Here is a 277-nt window from a genome sequence, read left to right on the forward strand (position 1 = left end):
CGAATTCGAGGACGTCGGTCAGTGGAAGCGCCCCTGGTACTTCCCCAAGGCCGGTGAAGACATGCACGCCGCCGTCGGCCGCGAGTGCAAGGCGGTACGCGACAGCGTCGGCCTGCTCGATGCCTCGACCCTGGGCAAGATCGACATCCAGGGTCCGGATGCGCGCGAGTTCCTCAACCGCGTGTACACCAACGCCTGGACCAAGCTGGACGTGGGCAAGGCCCGTTACGGCCTGATGTGCAAGGAAGACGGCATGGTCTTCGACGACGGTGTGACT

The 277-nt window shown here is 64.6% G+C and carries 1 protein-coding gene; it reads left to right on the forward strand.

Annotated elements, in window-relative coordinates; translation table 11 throughout:
* Positions 1-277, forward strand: a 277-nt coding sequence (locus PH586_RS23515) for a hypothetical protein (protein WP_271350221.1), incomplete at both ends; no start/stop codon positions are given.

Source organism: Pseudomonas aestuarii, from assembly GCF_027988105.1.
GTDB classification, from domain to species: domain Bacteria; phylum Pseudomonadota; class Gammaproteobacteria; order Pseudomonadales; family Pseudomonadaceae; genus Aquipseudomonas; species Aquipseudomonas aestuarii.